Here is a 20,463-nt window from a genome sequence, read left to right on the forward strand (position 1 = left end):
GACGTTAGATCAGACCGGTCAGCCGGCCGCCTCGACGCTCTCACCGGGCGGGCGTCCGCTCACCCGTTCGGACTCAAGGGCGGTCTGGAGGATCACCACCGCGGCGGCCTGGTCGACCACCGAGCGGCCCTTCTTCGCCTTGACCCCCGAGGCGCGCAGCCCGTGGGTCGCGGTGACGGTCGACATCCGCTCGTCCACCAGCCGCACCGGCACCGGGTATAGCCGGTTGGCCAGCCGGGAGGCGTACGCCCGGACCTTCTCCGCCGCCGGGCCCTCCTTGCCGCTGAGCGAGCGCGGCAGCCCGACGATCACCTCGACCGCGTCGTACTCCTCGACGATCGCGGCGATCCTGGCCTGCGACTTCACCCCGGCCGGAACGGTCTCCACCGGCGTGGCGAGCACCCCGTCGGGGTCGCAGGACGCGACCCCGATCCGGGCGTCGCCGACGTCGACGGCGATCCGCCGCCCACGCCGGAAGGGCCTCTCCTCGAACTCCATCAGCTGGCGCGCTCCGCGACCAGGCCGCGCACCGCGGCGATGGCCTCGCCGACCGCGGCCGGGTTGGAGCCGCCGCCCTGGGCGACGTCGTCCTTGCCGCCACCGCCGCCGCCGAGGGTCTTGGCCGCGGTGCGGACCAGCTCGCCGGCCTTGATGCCGCGGCCGCGGGCGTCCTCGTTGGTGGCGATCACGGTCAGCGGGCGGTCGTTGGCCACGGTGAACGCGGCGACCACGGCCGGGCGGGCGCCCAGTCGGCCGCGCACGTCCAGGACCAGCTTGCGCAGCTCGTCCGCGCCCACGCCGTCGGCGACCTGAGCGGCGACCACGGCGATGCCGTGCACGTCCTCGGCCGAGTCGGCCAGGCCGGCCGCGGCGGCCAGCACCTTCTCGGCGCGGAAGCGCTCGATCTCCTTCTCGGCGTCCTTGAGCTTGCCGAGCATGCCCGAGATCTTCTCCGGCAGCTCCTCCGGGCGGCCCTTGACCAGCTCGGTGAGCTGGGCCACCACGGTGTGCTCGCGGGCCAGGAACTTGTACGCGTCGACGCCGACCAGCGCCTCCACGCGACGCACGCCGGAGCCGATCGAGGACTCGCCGAGCAGCTTCACCAGGCCCAGCTGCGCGGTGTTGCCGACGTGGGTGCCGCCGCACAGCTCCTTGGAGAAGTCGCCGATGGAGACGACCCGCACCTCGTCGCCGTACTTCTCGCCGAACATCGCGATGGCGCCGGCCTTGCGGGCCTGGTCCATCGTCATGACCTCGGCGGTGACCTCCAGCTCGCGGCCCAGCACGTCGTTGATCTTCTGCTCGACGTCCACCAGCACGCTGCCCGGAACGGCGGCGGGCGAGCCGAAGTCGAAGCGGAAGCGGCCGGGGGCGTTCTCCGAGCCGGCCTGGGCGGCCGTCGGGCCGAGCGCGTCGCGCAGCGCCTGGTGGGTCAGGTGGGTGGCCGAGTGGGCGCGGGCGATCGCCCGGCGGCGGTCGGTGTCGATCGTGGCGTACGCCGAGGCGCCGAGCACGACCTCGCCGAACAGCACGCCACCGGAGTGCACGATGACGCCGGGGACGGGCTGCTGCACGTCGCGGATCTCGACGACCGCGCCGGAATCCAGCCGGATCCGGCCGTGGTCGGCGAGCTGACCGCCGCCCTCGGCGTAGAACGGGGTGCGGTCGAGGATCAGCTCGACCTCGTCGCCCTCCGAGGCGGCCGGCGAGGGAACGCCGTCCACCAGCAGGCCGACCACGGTGGCCTCGCCCTCGATCAGGGTGTAGCCGGTGAAGACGCTCGCGCCGGACCTGTCGGCGACCTCGCGGTACGCGGCGACGTCGGCGTGGCCCATCTTCTTGGCCTTGGCGTCGGCCTTGGCGCGGTCCCGCTGCTCCTGCATCAGGCGGCGGAAGCCGGCCTCGTCCACCTGGAGGCCCTGCTCCTCGGCCATCTCCAGGGTGAGGTCGATCGGGAAGCCGTAGGTGTCGTGCAGCTTGAAGGCCTGGTCGCCGGAGAGCACCGCGCCGCCGGCCTGCTTGGTCTCGGTGACCGCGGTGTCCAGCAGGCTGGTGCCGGCCTTCAGGGTCTGCAGGAAGGCCGCCTCCTCGCCGACGACGACCGTCTCGATGCGCTTGCGGTCGCTCTCCAGCTCCGGGTACTGCGGGGCCATCGCCTTGATCGCGATGTCGGTCAGGTCCTTGGCGACCACACCGGTGGCGCCCAGCAGGCGCATGTTGCGGATGGCGCGGCGCAGGATGCGGCGCAGCACGTAGCCGCGGCCCTCGTTGCCGGGGGTGACACCGTCGCCGATCAGCATCAGCGCGGTGCGGATGTGGTCGGTGACCACGCGCAGCGAGACGTCCGACTTGTGGTCGGCGCCGTAGGTGTGGCCGGTGAGCTCGGCGGCGCGGTCGAGGATCATCCGGCTGGTGTCGATCTCGAAGAGGTTGTCGACGCCCTGCAGGATGGCGGCGAGGCGCTCCAGGCCGAGACCGGTGTCGATGTTCTTGCTCGGCAGGTCGCCGAGGATCTCGAAGCCGTCCTTGCCGTCGCCGTGGCCGCGCTCGTACTGCATGAAGACCAGGTTCCAGATCTCCAGGTAGCGCTCGCCGTTGACCGCCGGGCCGCCCTCCTCGCCGTACGCGGGGCCGCGGTCGTAGTTGATCTCCGAGCACGGGCCGCACGGGCCGGGCACGCCCATCGACCAGAAGTTGTCCTTCATGCCCAGGCGCTGGATGCGCTCGGAGGGCACGCCGATGACGTCACGCCAGATCTGCTCGGCCTCGTCGTCGTCCTTGTAGACGGTGATCCAGAGCTTCTCCTTCTCCAGGCCGTAGCCGCCGTCCGCGACGGGAGTGGTGAGCAGCTCCCAGGCGAACTTGATGGCTCCTTCCTTGAAGTAGTCACCGAAGGAGAAGTTGCCGCACATCTGGAAGAAGGAGCCGTGCCGGGTGGTCTTCCCGACCTCCTCGATGTCCAGGGTGCGCACGCACTTCTGCACGCTGGTGGCGCGCGAGAACTGCGGCTTGACCTCGCCCAGGAAGTAGGGCTTGAACGGCACCATGCCGGCGTTGACGAGCAGCAGGGTGGGGTCGTCGGCGACCAGGGACGCCGACGGAACGACGGTGTGGCCGCGCTCCTCGAAGAAGCGCAGCCAGCGGCGGCGGATCTCAGCCGACTCCATTAGTGGTCCTTCCGGTTCGTTCCGCCCCGCGGCAGGGCTCGGCGGGGCGTTTCTTCAATGGCAATGGTCTGTGGGGTGGTGCGGGCGGGAGCCAGGGCGGCGGCCGGGCGACCGGGCGCCGCCGAGATAGCTCGGTACTGCGGCTCGCCGCGCAGGACCCGGCGGGTACTCCGGGGCTCCGCCACGGCGGTGCCGTGCAGGCCGAGGTCGTCCTTCAGCTGCTCCTCGCGCTCGGCCATGCCGGACCGCACGTCCTGGGCGAACTGCTTCGCGAGGTCGCCCAGGTGCAGTGCGCCGCGCGCGGCGGTGCCGGAGAGACTGTCCGGGGTGAGCCGCTGCACGGCGACGTTGGCCTTGTTCATGGCCCACACCGCGGCGCCGGCGCCGACGGCCATCCAGAAGATCCGTGCCATGCCGTCAGCCCCTCACCGCTCGCCGGACCCTGGAGAGCAGACCGCCCCTGGGCGCGGTCGCGGCGCGCACCTCGGCCCGGATCAGCCGCGCCAGCTCGTCGCGCTCGGAGGGCTGCACCGGCACGTTCGGCAGGGTGCCCTGCTGCTTGGCGACGGCCTTGCGGACTCCGTAGCTGAAGGCGGCGACCTTCATCAGCGGTCCGCCCAGGGTGGCGGCCGCGGTGGAGGAGAGCGCCTTGGCGTTGGCGGCGGCGTCCTGGACGTTGGCGGTGATCTCGTCCACCCGGTCCAGCTGCTCGTTGGCGCTGCGCACCGCGGCACCCGCGTCGGCCAGCAGCGGCACGGCCTGCTCGGTGACGGCGGAGACCAGGACGGTGGCCTCCTTCAGCACCCGGGAGAGGCGGACCAGCACGACCGCGAGCAGGGTGACCAGGACCGCCCAGAACACGGCGACGAGCAACCCGGCCAGCTCTCCCACGGACACCTTTGCGCGCTCCCTCGCCTTGTTGCTCTTCAGGGGGAACCCTATCGCGCCGACGCCCGCTTTCCGGACCGGGTCACGGCCGTGGCCTCGCCCGGGTGTGCGAACCGCGCGCGTAACCTACCGGCCGGTCACCTCGTTCTGCCAGGCGGGCCGTCGCCCGTACGGCCCGACGCACGTCCGGACCGCCGCGGTCCGGGCCGGAACCACGGGAGCAGCGCTTGGCCGGCGACTGGACAGCACAGCCCGCGGCGTGGCCGCGCGAGCCGGAGCCGGGCCGGCTGCCGGCCGAGGTGACGGGCTTCGTCGGGCGGCAGCGGGAACTGGCCGAACTGGCCGGTCTGCTCGCCGGCGCCCGGCTGGTGACGGTGACCGGGCCCGGCGGGGTGGGCAAGAGCCGGCTCGCACTGCGGGCCGCGGCCCGGGCCGCCGGGGCGTTCCCGGACGGCACCTGGCTGGTGGACGTGGCCCCGGTGCAGGATCCGCTGCTGCTCGGCCACGCCGTACTGGAGGCGCTGCGGCTGACCGACGGCACCGCCCGGCCGCCGCTGGACGTCCTGGGCGAGCACCTGGCCGGGCGCCGCCTGCTGCTGGTGCTGGACGGCTGCGAGCACCTGGTGGAGGCCTGCGCCGAGCTGGCCGACGCGCTGCTGCGCGCGCTGCCCGGCCTGCGGCTGCTGACCACCAGCCGGGCCGCGTTGCGGGCCGCGGGCGAGCACCTGCTGACCCTGGCCCCGCTGCCGGTCGACCCGCTGCCGGACGGCCGGGCGGGCCCGGGCGTGCTGCCGGACGCGGTGCGGCTGTTCGCCGACCGGGCCCGGGCGGTGCTGCCGTCCTTCGAGGTGACCGGGGTGAACGCGGAGGCGGTCGGCCTGCTCTGCCGCCGGCTGGACGGCATCCCGCTGGCGGTGGAGCTGGCTGCCGGGCGGCTTCGGGCGCTGTCGGTGGAGCAGATCACCGCCCGGCTGGACGACCGCTTCCGGCTGCTCACCGGCGGCTCCCGGACGGCCCTGCCGAGACACCAGACACTGCGCACCACGATCGGCTGGAGCCATGAGCTCTGCACAGTGCAGGAACGTTTACTCTGGGCCCGCCTGTCGGTCTTCGCCGGCGGTTTCGACCTGGAGGCCGCCGAGTACGTCTGCGCCGGCGGGGGCATCGAGCCCGAGGACGTGCTCGACCTGCTGGACGAACTCGTCGCCAAGTCCGTGGTGCTGCGCGAGGACAGCGCCTTCGGCGTCCGCTTCCGCCTGCTGGACACCCTGCGCGAGTACGGCGGCCACTGGCTGCGCGCCGCCGGCGAGGAGCAGCGGCTGCTGCGCCGCCACCGGGACTGGTACCTGGGCGTCGCCACCTGGGGCGAGGTGGAGTGGTTCGGCCCCCGGCAGGCCGAGACCGCCGAGCGCACCCGGCTCGCCCACACCAACCTGCGCGCCGCGCTGGAGTTCTGCCTCGCCGAGCCCGGCGAGGAGCAGATCGCCCTGCTGCTGGCCGGCACCCTCTGGTTCTACTGGGTCGGCTGCGGCCACCTCGGCGAGGGCCGGCACTGGCTGGACCGCGCGCTCGCCCTGGACCGTGAACCCACCGAGGCCCGGGCCAAGGCCCTCTGGGTGACCGGCTACATGGCCACGCTGCAGGGCGACCTCGGCGCCGCCCGGCCCGCGCTGGAGGAGTGCCGCCGCCAGGCCCTGGACACCGGCGACGACCGGGCCCTCGCCTACGCCGTCCACCGCCAGGGCTGCGCCGCCCTGATCGGCGACGACCCGGAGCGGGCCGCCGAGCTGTTCGAGGAGGCGCTCTGGCACTACCGGACCATCGGCGAGCTCAACAGCAACGTGGTGATGGCCATGGTCGAGCTGGGCCTCGCCTACCTGTTCCAGGGCGACCTGGACAGCGGCGAGCTGTGGTTCGGCCAGGCCCGCGAGGTCTGCGAGGAGCACGGCGAGCAGTGGGCGTACGCCTACGTGCTGTACGCGACGGCGTACTCGCACTACCTGGACGGCGCCGTCCAGCCGGCCCGCACCCTGGCCCGCGAGTGCGTCCGGCTGAACCACCACTTCCATGACCTGCTCGGCATCGTGCTGGGGATCGACCTGCTCGCACTACTGGAGACCGAGCCCGCCGGGCCGGGCGAGCCGACCGACCTGTGCGAGGCCCGGGTGCTGCAGGGCGCCGCACACCGGATCTGGCGCGCGGTCGGCAACCCGTTCCTCGGCTCGCGCTCCTTCTTCGGCACCCACCAGCAGTGCGCCGAGCGGGCCCGCGCCGGGCTGACCGAGCAGGAGTACGAGGACTGCTACCGGGCGGGCGGCCGGCTGGACCTGGACGCCGCCGTCTGCCGGGCGCTCGGCGGCGGCGGCTCGGCGGACGGCCCGGAACCCGGCCCGGGCCCCTGCTCGGTGCCGCCCGCGCCGGCCCCGGCACCGGCGCGGAATAGGTGAAGCTTGCCGATTGCTTGAGCAGGCAAGGATCCACCCGGAAGGAGCACCATGGCCATCCACGACGAGTACCGCCTCGCGAACTTCTACTTCGAGTCCAAGGCGTACACCGATGCCGCCCGCATGCTGGAGGGCGTGCTGGCCGAGGAGCCGGCCAACCTCTCCGTCCGACTGCTGCTCGCCCGCAGCTACTTCCACTCCGCCCAGCTCGGCCGCGCCGAGGCCGAGCTGCGCCGCGTCCTCGACCTCGACCCGGCCGAGGACTACGCCAGGCTGATGCTCGGCCGCACCCTGGAGCGCCAGGGCCGCGCCGAGGAGGCCCGCCCGCATCTGCGGCTGGCCGCCGCGATGACCGGCGAGGAGCTGTAGACCGAACACCGGAAAAGGGGCGAGCCCCCGCCGCCTCGAAAGGCGACGGGGGCTCGCTGCCGGTTCCGCGAAGTGCGAACCGAGCGCGGGTCAGCGCGAGTAGTACTCGACGACCAGCTGCTCGTCACAGATCACCGGAACCTCCTTGCGCTGCGGCGCACGATCCAGGCGGAAGGCCAGGGCCTTCAGGTTGACCTCGAGGTACTTCGGGGTCTGGCCCTCACCCGCGTAGCCACCCTCACGGGCGACCTGGAAGGGGACCTTCTCCTTGGAGCGCTCGCGGACGGTGACCACGAAGCCCGGCTTCATCTGGAACGACGGCTTGTTGACCTTGCCGCCGTTGACCTCGATGTGGCCGTGGACGACCATCTGGCGGGCCTGGTAGATGGTGCGGGCGATGCCCGAACGCAGGACCAGGGAGTCCAGACGGGTCTCCAGGTCGGCGACGAGCGCCTCACCGGTCTTGCCCTCGGCCTTCTTCGCGCGGTCGAACGCGCGCGCCATCTGCTTCTCGCTCAGGTCGTACTGGGCGCGCAGACGCTGCTTCTCGAGCAGACGGACCTTGTAGTCCGAGTTCTGCTTGCGACCACGGCCGTGCTGGCCGGGCGGGTACGGGCGGGCCTCGAAGTACTTGACGGACTTCGGGGTCAGCGGCACGCCGAGCGCACGCGCGATCTTGACCTTGGGACGCTTCTGGTTCGCCATGAACCAAACCTTCCTTGCTTACGAATACGGCTTCCACCAGGTGTTGACGGAGGTCGCATGTCGCGACCCGGAGAAAACCCCGACGCCTGCGCGAAGGGATCAGCCGCTCTCCGGAGCCGGGCACATGAAGTGCTGGTCACACGAAGGGCCCGGATGTCCGGGCCGTCCGCGACACCGAAACGGTGCGCGACGCTCCTGTTGCGGACCTCCCGGAGGAGGCCTACCGCCATCGCCCCGCTGGTGCGGCCGGTCGGTGGGGTCTCCCCCGCCGCCGTCCCGGGACATGGCACTCCGACGAAGTATACCCGTCGATCACTCCTTCTCTTCCCCGGGCTTCTCCTCGGCCTTCTGCTCCACCGGCTCGGCCTTCCTCTCCACCCGGCGCTCCCCGCGCAGCCGCCCGCGGGTCCACTCCACGGTGTCCGCGTACCGCACCTCGCCGCCGCGCCGGTTCGGCCGGTAGTACTCACGGCCGTGCACCGAGTCCGGCGCGTACTGCTGGGCGGCGATGCCCTCCGGCAGGTCGTGCGGGTACTGGTAGCCCTTGCCGTGGCCGAGCTTGCCCGCGCCGCCGTAGTGGGCGTCCCGCAGGTGCGGCGGGACGGCCCCGGCCAGTCCCTGCCGGACGTCGGCCAGCGCCGCGTCGATCGCCAGGTAGGCCGAGTTGGACTTCGGCGCCAGGGCCAGCGCGATCGCCGCCTGGGAGAGGATGATCCGGGCCTCCGGGAAGCCGATCAGCGCCACCGCCTGGGCCGCCGCCACCGCCGTCTGCAGGGCCGTCGGATCGGCCAGGCCGACGTCCTCACTGGCCGAGATCATCAGCCGGCGGGCGATGAACCGCGGGTCCTCCCCCGCCTCGATCATCCGGGCCAGGTAGTGCAGGGTGGCGTCCACGTCGCTGCCGCGGATCGACTTGATCAGCGCGCTGGCCACGTCGTAGTGCTGGTCGCCGTCCTTGTCGTAGCGCACCGCCGCCTGGTTGACGGCGGTCTCGGTGGTGGCCAGCGAGATGCTCGCCTCGCCCTTCTCCAGCGCCGCCCCGGCCGCCGCCTCCAGCGTGGTCAGCGCCCGCCGGGCGTCCCCGCCGGCCAGCCGCACCAGGTGGTCCTCGGCCTCCGCGGTCAGCTCCAGCGCGCCCTCCAGGCCGCGCTCGTCGGCCACCGCGCGGCGCAGCAGCGCCCGGATGTCCTCGTCGGTCAGCGACTCCAGGGTGAGCAGCAGCGAGCGGGACAGCAGCGGGGAGATCACCGAGAAGTACGGGTTCTCGGTGGTCGCCGCGATCAGGGTGACCCAGCGGTTCTCCACCGCGGGGAGCAGCGAGTCCTGCTGGGCCTTGGAGAAGCGGTGGATCTCGTCCAGGAACAGCACGGTCTCCCGGCCGGACATCCCGACCGCCCGCCGGGCCCCGTCGATCACCGCCCGGACCTCCTTGACCCCGGCGGTGATCGCGGACAGCTCGACGAACCGGCCCTCCACGGCCTGGCTGATCACGTGCGCGAGGGTGGTCTTGCCGGTACCGGGCGGCCCCCAGAGGATCACCGAACTGGTGGCCGCCGGCCCGCGCGAGTTGGCGACCAGCCGCCGCAGCGGCGAGCCCGGCTTCAGCAGCTGCCGCTGCCCGGCCACCTCGTCCAAGGTGCTCGGGCGCATCCGTACCGCCAGCGGGGCCCGCCCGGGCTCCCTGGCCTGGCGTTCCTCGGCGGCGGCGGTGAAGAGGTCCGGTTCGTCCACACCGGAAGCCTAGTTCAGCCGACCGACGGCCCCGCCGTCGCGGCGTCCCCGCTACGCCAGTCCGGCGGCGTGGTCCGGAACGTACTTCTGCAGGTCGCGCGGGGGCCGCTGGTAGCCGCGGGGGGCCGGGCGGGGCGGCAGCTCGATGCTGGGCGGGGTGACCTCGTGGTACGGCACCGAGGAGACCAGGTGGGCGATCATGTTGATCCGGGCCCGGCGCTTGTCGTCGCTCTCCACCACGTGCCAGGGCGACTCCGGGATGTCGGTGTAGACGAACATCTCGTCCTTGGCCCGCGAGTAGTCCTCCCAGTGGGTGATCGACTCCACGTCCATCGGGGAGAGCTTCCAGCGCTTCATCGGGTCCTGCAACCGGTCCCGGAAGCGCTGTTGCTGCTCGGTGTCGCTCACCGAGAACCAGTACTTGCGCAGCAGGATGCCCGCCTCGATCAGCATCTGCTCGAAGGTCGGGCACTGGTGCAGGAACTGCCAGTACTCCTCGTCGCTGCAGAAGCCCATCACCCGCTCGACCCCGGCCCGGTTGTACCAGCTGCGGTCGAACAGCACGATCTCCCCGGCCGCCGGCAGGTGTTCGACGTACCGCTGGAAGTACCACTGGGTCTTCTGCCGCTCGGTCGGGGTGGGCAGCGCCACGACCCGGGCGATGCGCGGGTTCAGGTACTCCGTCACCCGCTTGATCGCCCCGCCCTTTCCGGCCGCGTCCCGCCCCTCGAAGACCACCACCAGGCGGGCGCCCTCGACCCGCACCCACTCCTGGAGCTTCACCAGTTCCTGCTGCAGCCGCAGCAGCTCCCGCTCGTACGGCTTCTTGCCCAGTCGTTCCGACTTCGCGGTCCGCTGCTCCCCTGCCACCCTCGGGTCCTCCGTCCGACTGCTGCCGATGACCCTTCACCGTAGGCGCAGAACGGCGGTGCCGCAGGTCGGGGAGGGCTCGGGACTACACCGCGACGAACGGCTCCGGGTAGCGGCAGAGCCCGCGCGGGCCGCCGTCGTAGGCCGGCAGCGGGAGCGCCTGGAAGTACGCCTCCGGCACCTCGAACGGGCCGGAGACCTCGTGCCGCCCGGCCGGGGCGAAGCCGAACCGCCCGTAGTAGCCCGGGTCGCCGAGCACGACCACCAGCTTCTCCCCCGCCGCCTCGGCGGCCGACAGCGCGGCCCGGACGACGAGTTCGCCGACGCCCCGGCGCTGCCACTCGGGCGCCACCGCGACCGGGGCGAGCGCCAGCGCGTCACCGGACCCGCCGCCGTCGCCGACCCGCAGCCGGGTCAGCAGGGCGTGCCCGATCACCAGCCCGGTGTCGTCCACCGCGACCAGCGACAGTCCGGGCAGCCAGGCGGGGTCGCGGCGCAGCGCGTCCACCAGGTCGGCCTCGTCCGGCCCGGGGAACGCGGCCATGTGCACGCGTCTGGTCGCCGGGGCGTCCTCCGGACACTCGACTCTCGTAGTGACCTTCACGTGTCAACTCTCCCTGTGTCGCACGCCGTTGTGGACCGGCCCCGGACGGTGGGTGGACCGTCCGGGGCCGTTGAAGGTTAGCGCGTATGACGTGGCGTCAGCCCTTGGGCTGGGCCTCGGGCTTGGCGTCCTCGCGGACCTTCGGCTGGGCGTCCACGCCGGCCTCGCGGCGCTGCGCCGGGGTGATCGGGGTCGGGGCGCCGGTCAGCGGGTCGCCACCGGTGGACGTCTTCGGGAAGGCGATGACGTCGCGGATGGTGTCGTACCCGCCCAGCAGGGTGACGATCCGGTCGAGGCCGAAGGCGACCCCGCCGTGCGGCGGGGGGCCGTAGTTGAAGGCGTCCAGCAGGAAGCCGAACTGCGAGGCCGCCTCCTCCTCGGACAGGCCGATCGCGTCGAACGCCCGCTTCTGCACGTCCCGCTGGTGGATGCGGATCGAACCGCCGCCGAGCTCCGAGCCGTTGAGCACCAGGTCGTAGGCGTTGGACAGGGCCGAGCCCGGGTCGGTGTCGAAGGTGTCCAGCGACTCCGCGGTCGGGGCGGTGAACGGGTGGTGCACCGCGTGCCAGCCCTGGAACTGGCCCTTGTCGTCCTCGATCGGCTCGAACATCGGGAAGTCGACGACCCAGAGGAAGGCCCACTTGGACTCGTCGATCAGCCCGCAGCGGCGGCCGATCTCCAGACGGGCGGCGCCCAGCAGCTCCTGCGAGGCGCGCTCCTTGCCGGCCGCGAAGAAGACCGCGTCGCCGTTCTTGGCACCGGCCGCGGCGGCGAGGCCGGCCAGGTGCTCCTCGGAGAGGTTCTTGGCGACCGGGCCGCGCAGCTCGCCGGTCTCGGCGTCGATCAGCACGTAGGCCAGGCCCTTGGCGCCGCGCGCCTTGGCCCAGTCCTGCCAGGCGTCCAGCTGCTTGCGCGGCTGGGAGGCGCCGCCCGGCATGACCACGGCGCCGACGTACGGCGCCTGGAACACCCGGAACTCGGTGCCCTTGAAGTACTCGGTGAGGTCGGTGAGTTCCTGGCCGAAGCGGACGTCCGGCTTGTCGGAGCCGTAGCGGCCCATGGCGTCCGCGTAGGTCATCCGCGGCAGCGGGTTGGGGACCTCGTAGCCGTGCACCTCGCGCCAGATCGAGCCGACGATCTTCTCGCCGAGGGCCAGGATGTCCTCCTGGTCGACGAAGGAGGCCTCGATGTCCAGCTGGGTGAACTCCGGCTGCCGGTCGGCGCGGAAGTCCTCGTCGCGGAAGCAGCGGGCGATCTGGTAGTAGCGCTCCATGCCGGCCACCATCAGCAGCTGCTTGAACAGCTGGGGCGACTGCGGCAGGGCGTACCAGTGGCCGGGCTGCAGGCGGACCGGGACGAGGAAGTCGCGGGCGCCCTCGGGGGTGGAGCGGGTGAGGTACGGCGTCTCGATGTCGAGGAAGTCGTTCTCCTCCATCACCCGGCGGATGATGTTGTTGACCTTGGAGCGCAGCCGCAGGCCCTTGGCCGGGCCCTCACGGCGCAGGTCCAGGTAGCGGTAGCGCAGCCGGACCTCCTCGTTGACCGTGCCGGGCTCGTACTCGGCGACCGGGAACGGCAGCGGGGCGGCCTCGGAGAGCACCTCGATCTCGCTGACGACGACCTCGACGGCGCCGGTCGGGATGTCCGGGTTCTCGTTGCCCTCGGGGCGGACCCGGACGTCGCCGACGACCTTGACGCAGTACTCGGCCCGCAGGCCGTGCACCGAGTCGAGGTCGCGGACCACGATCTGCACGGTGCCGGAGGCGTCGCGCAGGTCGATGAAGGCGACGCCGCCGTGGTCGCGGCGGCGGGCGACCCAGCCGGCCAGGGTGACGGTGGTGCCTGCGTGCTCCGGGCGGAGCGTGCCCGCGTCGTGCGTGCGGATCACAGCTGCTTCTCCTTCAGGGTGGTGACGAGTGCGTCGAGGGCGACGGGGGTCTGCTCGCCGGTGCTCATGTCCTTGAGCTGGACGACGCCCTCGGCGAGGTCCCGGTCCCCGGCGATCAGGGCGAAGCGGGCGCCGGACCGGTCGGCGGACTTCATGGCGTTCTTGATGCTCTTGACGCCGAAGGCGAGGTCGGTGGCGACGCCGGCCCGGCGCAGCTCGACCACCTTGGCGAACAGCAGGTTCTTGGCCTCCTCGCCGAGCGCGACGGCGTAGACGGAGGTGGCGGCCGGCAGTTCGAGGTCGACGCCCTCGGCCTCCAGCGCCAGGTAGGTGCGGTCCACGCCGAGGGCCCAGCCGACGGACGGCAGCGCCGGGCCGCCGATCATCTCGGACAGGCCGTCGTAGCGGCCGCCGCCGCCGATCGCGGACTGGGCGCCCAGGCCGTTGTGCACGAACTCGAAGGTGGTGCGGGTGTAGTAGTCCAGGCCGCGGACCAGCTTCGGGTCGTCGACGAAGGCGACGCCGTTGGCGGTGAGCAGCTCGCGCACCTTCTCGTCGTACGCCTTGCACTCCTCGCAGAGGAAGTCGCGCAGCATCGGGGCGCCGACCAGCTGCTGCTGCACCGACTCGCGCTTGTCGTCCAGGACGCGCAGCGGGTTGATCTCGGCGCGGCGGCGGGTGTCCTCGTCCAGGTCCAGGCCGGCGAGGAACTCGATCAGGGCGGCGCGGTAGACCGGGCGGCACTGCTTGTCGCCGAGGCTGTTGAGCAGCAGCGAGTAGTCGCTCAGGCCCAGCGAGCGGAAGGCGTCGTCGGCCAGGATGATCAGCTCGGCGTCCAGCGCCGGGTCCTCGGCACCGATCGCCTCCGCGCCGACCTGGGAGAACTGGCGGTAGCGGCCCTTCTGGGCTCGCTCGTAGCGGTAGTACGAGCCGGAGTACCAGAGCTTGACCGGCAGGTTGCCCTGCTTGTGCAGGTTGGCCTGGAGCGCGGCGCGCAACACCGAGGCGGTGCCCTCCGGGCGCAGCGCGAGCTCGTCGCCGCCCTTGGTGGTGAGGGTGTACATCTCCTTGGAGACGATGTCGGTGGACTCGCCGACACCGCGCGAGAACAGCTTCACGTCCTCGAAGACCGGGGTCTCGACGTAGCCGTAACCGGCCCGGCGGGCGGGCGCGGCGATGCGCTCGCGGATCGCCAGGAAGGTCGCGGAGCTGGGGGGCAGCAGGTCGTAGGTGCCCTTGGGGGCGGTGAAGGTGCTCAACTTCTCTTCCGTCACATTCCTCGTCGCGGGAAAGCCGGGGCGCCGGCCGCCCCCGCTGCCTGTCGGAGGTAGGGGTTGGTGGCGCGCTCGCGGCCGATGGTGGTCTGTCCGCCGTGGCCGGAGAGGACCACGGTGGAGTCGTCGAGGGGCAGGCACACCCGGGCCAGCGAGCGCATGATCGCTTCGCCGTCCCCGCCCGGGAGGTCGGTACGCCCGATGGAGCCGGCGAACAGCAGGTCGCCCGAGAACAGCACCGGGGGGAGGTCCTCGGCACCGGGCGTCCGGAAGGTCACCGACCCCCCGGTATGGCCCGGGGCGTGGTCCACGGTGAGCTGCAGGCCGGCCAGCTCCAGCACGCTGCCGTCGGTGAGCTCACGCACGTCGTCGGGCTCGCCGACGGTCAGCTCGCCCATCAGCTGGGTGCCCAGGGAGCGGCCGAGCGACTTCTCCGGGTCGGACATCATGTACCGGTCCTCGGGGTGGATCCAGGCCGGGATGCCGCGGGCGCCGCAGACCGGGACCACCGAGGCGACGTGGTCGATGTGGCCGTGGGTGAGCAGGACGGCGACGGGCTTGAGCCGGTGCTCACGGATGAGCTCCTCGACGCCGCGCGCGGCCTGGTGGCCGGGGTCGACGATCACGCACTCCTCGCCCGCCCCCGGGGCGACCAGGTAGCAGTTGGTGCCCCACGCTCCAGCGGGGAATCCGGCGATGAACACGCGCGTCCTTCGGGTCTGTGCGGCGGGGGCTGCGGTGGCTACCAGTAGTGATGACGTAAGGGAAGCCTACCGGCGGTCCGGGTCCGGTTGCGAACCAGATCCGTGGTGACGGGCCCGGGCGCCTGACAGGTTCACCGCGTCCTTACGGGCCCGGTCCCTACACTTGGCCGCCGATGGGTGCGATGATCCGCTCCGGAACCCATCCACTTTTCCCGCACATGCTCAGGAGACACGGCCGGTGGTCAGCAGCGAACAGCGGCGGCGGCAGCTCGCCCGCGAGAAGTACGAGCGCCAGATGCAGCGCCGCGCCGAGGCGGCGTCCGCCCGCAGGCGGCGCAACACGATCCTGGGCGCCTCGCTCGCCGTCGTGGTGCTGGCCGGCGGTGGAACGCTGTTCGCCACCGGCGCGTTCAGCTCCGACGGCAAGGACAAGAGCGCGTCGGCCGCCTCCAGCGCGCAGGCCGCGCCGACCCAGGCCGACCCGGCCGCCACGCCGACCCGCAAGCCGGTCGAGGGCTGTGCCACCCCGGCGGCGGGCTCGCCCAACAACAAGCAGTTCAAGGCCGAGCCGGCCATGTCGATCGACCAGGGTGCCTCGTACACCATGTCGCTGGACAGCAACTGCGGCAAGGTCACCATCGCGCTGGACGCGGCCAAGGCCCCGCACACCGTCAACTCGTTCAACTTCCTGGCGGGCGAGCAGTTCTTCGACCACACCAAGTGCCACCGGCTGACCACCGACGGCATCTTCGTGCTCCAGTGCGGCGACCCGACCGCCAGCGGCTCGGGCAGCCCCGGCTACAAGTTCGCGGACGAGAACCTGACCGGCGCGACCTACCCGGCGGGCACCGTGGCGATGGCCAACTCCGGCCCGGGAACCAACGGGAGCCAGTTCTTCCTGGTCTACAAGGACACCCAGCTGCCGCCGAGCTACACCCCGTTCGGCAAGATCACCGGCGGCCTGGACGTGGTCCAGAAGATCGCCGCCGCGGGCACCCTGGAGGGCTCCCCGGACGGCCACCCGATGGCCGACGTCACGCTCAACTCGGTTACGGTGTCCAAGGGTTGATCGACCCCGGGGCCACTGGCGGCGGGCGCGCGAAACGCCCCCCGCCCGGCCCCGGAGCGAAATCGCCCGGCCCGGATGCGGACAGCACCGGGCCTGGTCGCCTATGTTGGCGTTGTATAGGGTGCCCGGACCCGCCTAGCCGTCACCCTCGGCAGCAAGGCACGGCGGACGGGGACGGCGGACTCATCGGTCCGCCGCACATCAACTGTGGACGACGGTCGCGCGCCGCCCCGGCGCGGGCGCGACGTCATGTGGAGGACGCGCTATGAGCAGCGACCCGTGGGGCCGTGTGGACGAGCAGGGCACCGTGTACGTCAGGACGGCCGACGGCGAACGCGTCGTGGGTTCCTGGCAGGCCGGCTCGCCCGAGGAGGCCCTCGCCTACTTCGAGCGCAAGTACCAGGGCATCGAGGTGGAGATCGGCCTGCTGGAGAAGCGGGTGCGCACCACCGACCTGGCCGCCAAGGACGCCCAGACCGCGCTGGAGCACCTCCGCGCCCAGGTGACCGAGGGCCACGCGGTGGGTGACCTGGACGCGCTGGCCAAGCGGCTGGACACGCTCACCGGTGAGATCGAGAGCCGGCGGGAGGAGCGCAAGGCCGCCCGCGCCAAGGCCCAGGACGAGACCCGCTCCGCCAAGGAGGCCCTGGTCTCCGAGGCCGAGCAGCTCGCCGAGTCCACCCAGTGGCGGGAGGCCGGCGACCGGCTGCGCGCCCTGGTGGACACCTGGAAGGGCCTGCCGCGACTGGACCGCAAGAGCGACGACGAGCTGTGGCACCGCTTCTCGCACGCCCGCTCGGTCTTCTCCAAGCACCGCAAGGCGCACTTCGCGACCCTGGACGCCGAGCGCGAGCAGGCCCGGCAGGTCAAGGAGGCGCTGGTCTCCGAGGCCGAGGCGCTCTCCTCGTCCACCGACTGGGGCACCACCGCGGCCGCCTACCGCGACCTGATGGCGCGCTGGAAGGCCGCCGGCCGGGCGCAGCGCGACGTCGAGGACGAGCTGTGGGCGCGGTTCCGCGGCGCCCAGGACGTCTTCTTCCAGGCCCGTTCCGCGGTGTTCAGCGAGCGGGACGCCGAGCAGGTGGAGAACCAGAAGCTCAAGGAGGCGCTGGCCACCGAGGCCGAGGCGATCCTGCCGATCACCGACCTCAAGGCCGCCAAGGCCGCGCTGCGCGAGGTCAACGAGCGCTGGGAGGCCATCGGCCACGTGCCGCGCGACGTCCGTCCGAAGCTGGACGGCCGGCTGAACGCGGTCGAGCGGGCCATCCGCGAGGCCGAGGACAGCGAGTGGAAGCGCTCCAACCCGGAGGCCAAGGCCCGCGCAGCCGGCATGGTGGGCCTGTTCCAGGCGAAGGCCGACAAGATCCAGGCCGACCTGGACAAGGCCCGTGCCGCCGGCAACGCCTCCAGGACCGCCAAGCTGGAGGCCGAGCTGTCCGGCGTGCAGACCCTGCTGGAGCAGGCGCACAAGAGCCAGGAGGAGTTCAGCGGCTGATCCACCGGCCCGCTGAACGGCGAAGGCCCCCGGGGTGCTCCCCGGGGGCCTTCCTCATGCGCCGGGGCTGTCGGCGCCGCGCCTCACTTGCGGGCCGAGGTGACCCGGTAGACGTCGTACACGCCCTCGACGCCGCGCACCGCCTTGAGCACGTGGCCCAGGTGCTTGGGGTCGCCCATCTCGAAGGTGAAGCGGCTCATCGCCACCCGGTCCCGGGAGGTCTGGACCGCCGCCGACAGGATGTTGACGTGCTGGTCGGAGAGCACCCGGGTGACGTCCGAGAGCAGCCGGGAGCGGTCCAGCGCCTCGACCTGGATGGCCACCAGGAAGACCGAGGACTGGGTGGCCGCCCACTCGACGTCGATCATCCGCTCGGGCTGCTGGCTCAGCGACTCGACGTTGACGCAGTCGGCGCGGTGCACCGAGACGCCGTTGCCGCGGGTGACGAAGCCGACGATCGGGTCGCCCGGCACCGGGGTGCAGCAGCGGGACAGCTTGACCCAGACGTCCTCGACGCCCTTGACGATCACACCCGGGTCGCCCTTGGCCCGGCGGCGCACCGCCCGGCGGTTGTCGTGGGTCGGGGTGGCCGTCTCGGCGAGGTCCTCGGTGGCGCCCTCCTCGCCGCCGAGCGCCTGGACCAGCTTCTGGACGATGTTCTGCGCGGCGACGTGCCCCTCGCCGATGGCGGCGTACAGCGAGGAGATGTCGGGGTAGCGCATCTCGTGGGCCAGGGTGACCAGCGAGTCGCCGGTCAGGATCCGCTGGATCGGCAGGCCCTGCTTGCGCATCGCCCGGACGATCGCCTCCTTGCCGTGCTCGATCGCCTCCTCGCGGCGCTCCTTGGAGAACCAGGCGCGGATCTTGTTGCGGGCGCGCGGGGACTTGACGAAGCCCAGCCAGTCCCGGGAGGGGCCGGCGTTCTCCGCCTTGGAGGTGAACACCTCGACGGTGTCGCCGTTCTCCAGGGTCGACTCCAGCGGCACCAGCCGTCCGTTGACCCGGGCCCCTATGGTCCGGTAGCCGACCTCGGTGTGCACCGCGAAGGCGAAGTCCACCGGGGTGGCGCCGGCCGGCAGGGCTATCACGTCGCCCTTGGGGGTGAAGACGAAGACCTCGTTGCTGGCCAGGTCGAAGCGCAGCGACTCCAGGAACTCGCCCGGGTCGGCGGTCTCCTTCTGCCAGTCCAGCAGCTGCCGCAACCAGGCCATCTCGTTGACGGCGCCGGCCTTGTCGTCCTTGCGGACCTGGGTCGGGGTGTCGGTGCGGACCTTGGAGGCCCCGGCGACGGCCCGCTGCTTGTACTTCCAGTGCGCGGCGATGCCGTACTCGGCCCGCCGGTGCATGTCGAAGGTGCGGATCTGGAGTTCGACGGGCTTGCCGCCGGGACCGATCACCGTGGTGTGCAGCGACTGGTACATGTTGAACTTGGGCATCGCGATGTAGTCCTTGAACCGCCCCGGCACCGGGTTCCACCGCGCGTGGATGGTGCCCAGCGCCGCGTAGCAGTCGCGGACGGTGTCGACCAGGACCCGGATGCCCACCAGGTCGTAGATCTCCGCGAAGTCCCGGCCGCGGACGATCATCTTCTGGTAGACCGAGTAGTAGTGCTTCGGCCGGCCGGTGACGGAGGCGGTGATCCGGGCGCCGCGCAGGTCCGCCTGGACCTGGTCGATCACGGTCGCCAGGTACTCGTCCCGCTTGGGGGCGCGCTCGGCGACCAGCCGGACGATCTCGTCGTACATCTTGGGGTAGAGGATCGCGAAGGCGAGGTCCTCCAGCTCCCACTTGATGGTGTTCATGCCCAGCCGGTGCGCCAGCGGGGCGTAGATCTCCAGCGTCTCGCGGGCCTTCTTCTCCTGCTTCTCCCGCTTGAGGTAGCGCATCGTGCGCATGTTGTGCAGGCGGTCGGCCAGCTTGATCACCAGGACCCGGGGGTCCTTGGCCATCGCCACGACCATCTTGCGGACCGTCTCGGCCTGCGCGGCCTCGCCGAACTTGACCCGGTCCAGCTTGGTGACGCCGTCGACCAGCAGGGCCACCGAGTCGCCGAAGTCCTTGCGCAGGGTCTCCAGGCCGTAGTCGGTGTCCTCGACGGTGTCGTGCAGCAGCCCGGCCATCAGCGTGGGGGCGTCCATGCCCAGCTCGGCCAGGATGGTCGCGACGGCCAGCGGGTGGGTGATGTACGGGTCGCCGCTCTTCCGCTTCTGCCCGCGGTGCCACTTCTCGGCGACGGCGTAGGCACGCTCGATGTCGCGCAGCAGCGCCGGGTCGGCCTTGGGGTCGTTCGCCCGGATCGAGCGGAACAGCGGCTCCAGAACGGGGTTGAGCACGCTGGAGCGCTGACCGCCGAGGCGGGCCAGTCGGGCGCGCATCCCACCGCCGGTGCCGGAGCCGCGGCCGAGCGGGGGGAGCTGGCGCGAGGAGGTCGGTGTCGGGCGTGCCGGGGTGGCCCCCGAGGGCGTGGGGCGGTCTTCGGGGGCGGCCGCTGCGGCCGTGGGCACAACCTCGTCGGGCAAGGACACTCCTCGGGGCACCGGGGCCGACCCCTGCCGAGGCCCGTACGGTCCGGGCGCAACCGGAAGGGGATGAATCTTCATGGTACCGAGCCGGGCGGCCCGCCGTTCATCCGGCCGGGCCCGGAAGCGGAAGGGCGGCGGTCGGATGATCCGACCGCCGCCCTTCCGTCATGCGCTTCAGACCGTGACCAGCGTCTCCAGCGGAGCGTCGCCCAGGTGCCCGGCCAACCGCTCGCGGCCGTCCAGGAAGCCCAGCTCCATCAGCACCACGACGCCCGCCAGCTCGGCGCCCGCCTCCTTCACCAGGTCCAGCGAGGCTCCGATGGTGCCACCGGTGGCCAGCACGTCGTCCACCACCAGCACCCGCTCACCCGGCGCGAAGGCGTCGCACTGCACCTCCAGCGTCGCCGAGCCGTACTCCAGCTCGTACGAGCGCCGGAACACCTCGCCGGGCAGCTTTCCCTGCTTGCGGATCGGCACGAAGCCGAGCCCGGCCGCGAAGGCCGCCGGAGCCGCCAGCACGAAGCCGCGCGCCTCCAGGCCCACCACCTTGGTCGCCCCGAGCAGCTGCGCCCGGTCGGCCAGCGCCCTGGTGAGGGCGCCGAAGGCCTCGGCGTCGGCGAGCAGCGGCGCGATGTCCTTGAACAGCACACCCGGCTTCGGGTAGTCCGGGACGTCCCGGATCCGGCTGTTCAGCAGCTCGGCCAGTGCGATGTCGGCGGTGGTCACGGTTCTG

At 72.1% G+C, this 20,463-nt stretch carries 17 protein-coding genes; 4 read left to right on the forward strand and 13 right to left on the reverse strand.

What is annotated here, in order from left to right; all coding sequences use genetic code 11:
* Positions 1–18 precede the first annotated feature (18 nt).
* Genes ruvX through ACZ7BZ_RS18485 form a run of 4 tightly spaced genes read right to left on the reverse strand, consistent with a single transcriptional unit; the run spans position 19 to position 4,064 of the window.
* On the reverse strand, positions 19–498 hold the full coding sequence (gene ruvX / locus ACZ7BZ_RS18470; RefSeq protein ID WP_380461179.1) for a Holliday junction resolvase RuvX: 480 nt from the start codon (positions 496–498) through the stop codon (positions 19–21).
* Complete coding sequence (alaS, locus tag ACZ7BZ_RS18475; RefSeq protein ID WP_380461177.1) at positions 498–3,167, reverse strand: alanine--tRNA ligase; 2,670 nt, start codon at positions 3,165–3,167, stop codon at positions 498–500. Before alaS ends, ruvX begins: the two co-directional genes overlap by 1 nt.
* Positions 3,167–3,580: a DUF6167 family protein gene (locus ACZ7BZ_RS18480; protein WP_470359212.1), complete on the reverse strand. Its 414-nt coding sequence runs from the start codon at positions 3,578–3,580 to the stop codon at positions 3,167–3,169. The genes alaS and ACZ7BZ_RS18480 overlap by 1 nt, the downstream gene beginning before the upstream one ends.
* Positions 3,581–3,584: 4 nt before the next feature.
* Entirely contained in the window at positions 3,585–4,064 is a 480-nt protein-coding gene (locus tag ACZ7BZ_RS18485; RefSeq protein ID WP_470359213.1) for a DUF948 domain-containing protein, read from the reverse strand.
* A 218-nt stretch (positions 4,065–4,282) separates the two neighbouring features.
* On the opposite strand from ACZ7BZ_RS18485, the gene ACZ7BZ_RS18490 reads away from it, so the two are divergent.
* Positions 4,283–6,502, forward strand: coding sequence for an ATP-binding protein (locus tag ACZ7BZ_RS18490; RefSeq protein WP_470359214.1), 2,220 nt, complete (start codon positions 4,283–4,285; stop codon positions 6,500–6,502).
* Positions 6,503–6,550: 48 nt separating this feature from the next.
* The gene (locus ACZ7BZ_RS18495) at positions 6,551–6,868 is read left to right on the forward strand and encodes a tetratricopeptide repeat protein (RefSeq protein WP_380461172.1); all 318 of its coding nucleotides are present in this window, start codon (positions 6,551–6,553) and stop codon (positions 6,866–6,868) included.
* 90 nt (positions 6,869–6,958) lie between these two features.
* Here ACZ7BZ_RS18495 and rpsD read toward each other — a convergent pair whose 3' ends face one another.
* From rpsD to ACZ7BZ_RS18530, 7 genes are all read right to left on the reverse strand, one after another.
* On the reverse strand, positions 6,959–7,573 hold the full coding sequence (gene rpsD / locus ACZ7BZ_RS18500) for a 30S ribosomal protein S4 (protein WP_030240707.1): 615 nt from the start codon (positions 7,571–7,573) through the stop codon (positions 6,959–6,961).
* A gap of 312 nt (positions 7,574–7,885) precedes the next feature.
* Positions 7,886–9,304 (reverse strand): replication-associated recombination protein A, encoded by a 1,419-nt coding sequence (locus ACZ7BZ_RS18505; protein ID WP_470359215.1) that lies wholly within the window; start codon positions 9,302–9,304, stop codon positions 7,886–7,888.
* A gap of 51 nt (positions 9,305–9,355) precedes the next feature.
* A complete protein-coding gene (gene ppk2 / locus ACZ7BZ_RS18510) occupies positions 9,356–10,174 on the reverse strand; it encodes a polyphosphate kinase 2 (protein ID WP_470359216.1) in 819 nt (272 codons plus the stop codon).
* A gap of 85 nt (positions 10,175–10,259) precedes the next feature.
* Positions 10,260–10,778, reverse strand: a complete 519-nt coding sequence (locus ACZ7BZ_RS18515) for a GNAT family N-acetyltransferase (protein WP_470359217.1) — start codon at positions 10,776–10,778, stop codon at positions 10,260–10,262.
* Between the two features lie 97 nt (positions 10,779–10,875).
* Positions 10,876–12,666, reverse strand: a complete 1,791-nt coding sequence (gene aspS / locus ACZ7BZ_RS18520; protein ID WP_380461166.1) for an aspartate--tRNA ligase — start codon at positions 12,664–12,666, stop codon at positions 10,876–10,878.
* Positions 12,663–13,925: a histidine--tRNA ligase gene (gene hisS, locus ACZ7BZ_RS18525; protein WP_465744701.1), complete on the reverse strand. Its 1,263-nt coding sequence runs from the start codon at positions 13,923–13,925 to the stop codon at positions 12,663–12,665. Before hisS ends, aspS begins: the two co-directional genes overlap by 4 nt.
* A gap of 11 nt (positions 13,926–13,936) precedes the next feature.
* Complete coding sequence (locus tag ACZ7BZ_RS18530; RefSeq protein ID WP_465744699.1) at positions 13,937–14,644, reverse strand: MBL fold metallo-hydrolase; 708 nt, start codon at positions 14,642–14,644, stop codon at positions 13,937–13,939.
* Between the two features lie 238 nt (positions 14,645–14,882).
* Here ACZ7BZ_RS18530 and ACZ7BZ_RS18535 point away from each other — a divergent pair, with 238 nt between their 5' ends.
* Both ACZ7BZ_RS18535 and ACZ7BZ_RS18540 read left to right on the forward strand, forming a co-directional pair.
* Positions 14,883–15,713 carry a peptidylprolyl isomerase gene (locus tag ACZ7BZ_RS18535; RefSeq protein ID WP_470359218.1) on the forward strand — a complete coding sequence of 277 codons (831 nt, stop codon included), beginning with the start codon at positions 14,883–14,885 and terminating at the stop codon, positions 15,711–15,713.
* Positions 15,714–15,978: 265 nt separating this feature from the next.
* Positions 15,979–17,208 (forward strand): DUF349 domain-containing protein, encoded by a 1,230-nt coding sequence (locus ACZ7BZ_RS18540; protein ID WP_380461162.1) that lies wholly within the window; start codon positions 15,979–15,981, stop codon positions 17,206–17,208.
* Positions 17,209–17,291: 83 nt separating this feature from the next.
* On the opposite strand, the gene ACZ7BZ_RS18545 is transcribed toward ACZ7BZ_RS18540, so the two are convergent.
* On the reverse strand, positions 17,292–19,727 hold the full coding sequence (locus tag ACZ7BZ_RS18545) for a RelA/SpoT family protein (RefSeq protein ID WP_380461160.1): 2,436 nt from the start codon (positions 19,725–19,727) through the stop codon (positions 17,292–17,294).
* A 177-nt stretch (positions 19,728–19,904) separates the two neighbouring features.
* Positions 19,905–20,456, reverse strand: coding sequence for an adenine phosphoribosyltransferase (locus tag ACZ7BZ_RS18550; RefSeq protein WP_470359219.1), 552 nt, complete (start codon positions 20,454–20,456; stop codon positions 19,905–19,907).
* Positions 20,457–20,463: the final 7 nt, after the last annotated feature.

The organism is Kitasatospora sp. NPDC036934 (assembly GCF_055608425.1).

Coding starts and splice junctions, on each gene's coding strand:
- ruvX (WP_380461179.1), bottom strand. CDS start 498: ATGGAGTTCGAGGAGAGGCCCTTCCGGCGTGGGCGGCGGATCGCCGTC.
- alaS (WP_380461177.1), bottom strand. CDS start 3,167: ATGGAGTCGGCTGAGATCCGCCGCCGCTGGCTGCGCTTCTTCGAGGAG.
- ACZ7BZ_RS18480 (WP_470359212.1), bottom strand. CDS start 3,580: ATGGCACGGATCTTCTGGATGGCCGTCGGCGCCGGCGCCGCGGTGTGG.
- ACZ7BZ_RS18495 (WP_380461172.1), top strand. CDS start 6,551: ATGGCCATCCACGACGAGTACCGCCTCGCGAACTTCTACTTCGAGTCC.
- rpsD (WP_030240707.1), bottom strand. CDS start 7,573: ATGGCGAACCAGAAGCGTCCCAAGGTCAAGATCGCGCGTGCGCTCGGC.
- ACZ7BZ_RS18540 (WP_380461162.1), top strand. CDS start 15,979: ATGAGCAGCGACCCGTGGGGCCGTGTGGACGAGCAGGGCACCGTGTAC.